General features: G+C 60.2%; 2 protein-coding genes and 1 pseudogene. 2 read left to right on the plus strand and 1 reads right to left on the minus strand.

Annotated elements, in window-relative coordinates; genetic code table 11:
• Both ACWGS9_RS34480 and ACWGS9_RS34485 read left to right on the plus strand, forming a co-directional pair.
• Nucleotides 1–1390: hypothetical protein (locus ACWGS9_RS34480; RefSeq protein ID WP_454509394.1), on the plus strand; the 1390-nt coding region annotated here is incomplete at its 5' end.
• A 250-nt stretch (nt 1391–1640) separates the two neighbouring features.
• Nucleotides 1641–2018: pseudogene (locus ACWGS9_RS34485) on the plus strand (IS110 family transposase); the annotation flags it as partial.
• A gap of 257 nt (nt 2019–2275) precedes the next feature.
• On the opposite strand, the gene ACWGS9_RS34490 reads toward ACWGS9_RS34485, so the two are convergent.
• Nucleotides 2276–2398, minus strand: coding sequence for a hypothetical protein (locus tag ACWGS9_RS34490; RefSeq protein ID WP_454509395.1), 123 nt, complete (start codon nt 2396–2398; stop codon nt 2276–2278).
• Nucleotides 2399–2971 lie beyond the last annotated feature (573 nt).

A 2971-nucleotide genomic window follows, 5' to 3' on the forward strand; every position in this document is an offset into this window, starting at 1 on the left:
GCACCTCGACAACCTCGTCGGCGATCGGCGGGCACTCCAAGACCGCCTCGGGCTGCACCCGACAATCGCCATGGAGGAGAGTCGCCCGCAGACGGCGTCAAGCTCGAAACCGAAACGCCGCAATCTCAAGAGGCTGGCTGCCATCCCCGAATTTGTGAACAAAGCGCTGAAGGCGAGTTTTCAGCTGTCACGCGAGGAGTGCGAAGGCATTGGCAACCGCCCCGGTGGAGTGTTTGCACTAAAGGCCTTTGTCGACAACGCGGAAGAGTTGGCGCAGCTGGAGTTCAGCGGCCACAAGCTCAGCAAGGATGATATCCTCAAGATGCTGAGCAATCATGGTGGCGCGCAGGCGGTGAGGGCGTTGCTGAAGAACGCGCAGGCGCTCGCGACACTGGAGCTCAGCGGCCAGAAGCTCAGCATGGACGATATCGTCAAGATCCTGAGGAACCGGGGTGTGCCGCAGGTGCTGAACACGCTGCTGGGAGAAAGCGGAAAGGACCTGGCGGCGCTGGAGCTCAGCGGCCAGAAGCTCAGCAAGAATGAAATCTTCAAGATTCTGGGCAATGAAGGTGCCGCACAGACGGTGAAGGCGCTGCTGGACAACTCGCGCGCGTTGGCGGAGCTGGAGCTCGGCGGCCAGAAGCTCAGCAAGGACGATATCCTCAAGGTCCTGATACGGACCGGCGCGGCGCAGGCGCTGACAGCATTGCTGGACAACGCGCAGGAGCTGGCAACGTTGGAATTAAACGGCCAGAAGCTCAGTAAGGACGATGTCCTCAGGATCCTGGGCAACGAAGGTGGCGCGCAGGCGCTGAAGGCCCTCCTGGGAGAAAGCGGAAAGGACCTGGGGACGCTGGAGATCAGCGGGCAGAAACTCAGCAAGGAGGATGTCATGAAGATCCTGGGCAATCATGGCGGGGCGCAGGCGCTGAACACGCTGCTGGGAGACCGCGGAAAGGACCTGGCGGCGTTGCAGCTCAGCGGCCAGAAGCTCAGCAAGGACGATGTCCTCAGGATCCTGGGGAAAAACGGCGCGAGGCAGGCCGTGACGGCGCTGCTGGACAACGCGGAAAAGCTGGCGATGCTGGAGCTCAGCGGCGATAAGCTCAGCAAGGACGATGTCGTCAGGATCCTAGGCAATGAAGGTGGCGCGCGGGCGCTGCAGGCGCTGCTGGGAGAACCCGCAAAGGCGCTGGCGACGCTGGAGTTTGGCGGCCAGAAGCTCAGCAAGAACGATATCGTCAAGATCCTGGGCCAGCCCGGCGGGGCGGAGACGACGAAGGCGCTGCTGGGGAAGGCCGATAAATTAACGAATATGCTTAAATCGAAAGTTTTGGCCGCCGCGAGTAAAAACCGCGGCGCCCCTGCCGCAATTCGAAATCTTAAATGATGTCATCGCCGGCGATGAAGATCACGTCTGAACACCAGGCGCTCGCACCGGCCGTCGACCAGCTTGCCAACAATCATGAGAGCTGCCGATGTCAAATGGCCTGACCTGCTCCCCTGTATGCAGATGAACTGCGAGTTCGAGCACGTTATCTGGCCGCCCCTACGACCCGCCCGGATGCGCTGCGAGCGCGGATCCGTATTTGTCGTGTTGCCCGCTGGCTCCCTGTTCGTGACCAACGATGGAGGGAACCGTGCGTATTATTGGCATGGACATACACCGCGTAGCCGCCGAGGTCGTGTCGTTGCTTGATGGCAAGATCGTCAAGCTCGGCCGCGTTCAAATGCTGCGCAATAAGCTCGAGGCGTTCGCCAAGAAGGAACTCACCCATGACGACCACGTGGTGATCGAGGCGACCGGCAATGCCGCGGCCGTCGCCGGGGTGCTATCGCCATACGTTGATCGGGTCGTGATCGCCAATCCCAAGCAGGTGCACATGATCGCGCACGCGAAGGTGAAGACTGACACGATCGACGCCACTGTCCTTGCGAAGCTCTACGCCTCGGGCTTTCTGCCGGAGGTCTGGGTTCCGGATCCGGGGACCCCTTGCCTCCGAAGACAGTTCACCAAGGTGCACACAGCTGGTGGCGAAGATTCTGAATTGGTGGTGAGTACGAGCTAGATATTGGATTGGCTCGGCAATGCGATGAGGCGCAAGGCATCGCGTCGGCTGCATCCTTGCCCGCTCGATTCTGGCATCAGGTTTCCCAGGATCTCCTTGGTCCGAACCAGGTGCGGTGCTTTTCGCCGAGTGAGCTTCAGGAGTTTTTCAAAGTTCGGCGTCGTTCCCGGACGAACCGAAACAGGTCGTTCGATCGCCGACGTTTCTCACAGTTCAACTTGCTCGTCGTCAGCGAGCAGGTCGCGCTGGACGACATGAGTCCTGGCGGGAGAGCGCTGCCCGGTCCGTTCGTGCATCTTGGTCAGGATTTTGGGCGGATCGAACCCCATAAAGTCTCCCGGCGTCTGTCGAAGCTGCGCTCTTTCGACTTCTCCCAATCCAGGGGAGGAAAATGCTGAATAAAGGGAGTGGAGTGGCGGGGTTTTCGATTTCCTTGGGTCTATGCTGTCAACTCTGATGCCAGGTCGGCTCCCAGCTAAGGCTATCTGGAAGGGGTGGTGGGATTCGCCGCGCAAAGACGCTTTGTCGATCTCTGCTTTCAGGAAGGCTGCGGAGCTCCCGTGTAGCGGAGCCATGCTGAGCTCGCCAAGCGGCCGATCCGCGCGGGGATCCTTGAGGGCCGTAGTCGGCGCAAAATGCCACAACCCGTTTCAAAGGCGGCGGCGCCCCTAGTCGGCCATTCCGTCAGCTCAACGTCAGGTAAGACGAATATAAGCGGGCCAAATGGCACGTAGCCTGACGGCCGGCGGCAATGTCGCCTCACATTGGAGTTGAATTTGTGAGAAACGTTGACGAGCGGGGAAAGTTGCCCGTTTCTAGATCTGGCGCCAGCGAGACTCCGAGCGCTGGCGGCTCTCTCACTCAGGCTCCCAGGACCGGCGAACAGGAAAAATTGTTCGATT

This window comes from Mesorhizobium sp. Arg314 (assembly GCF_053714275.1).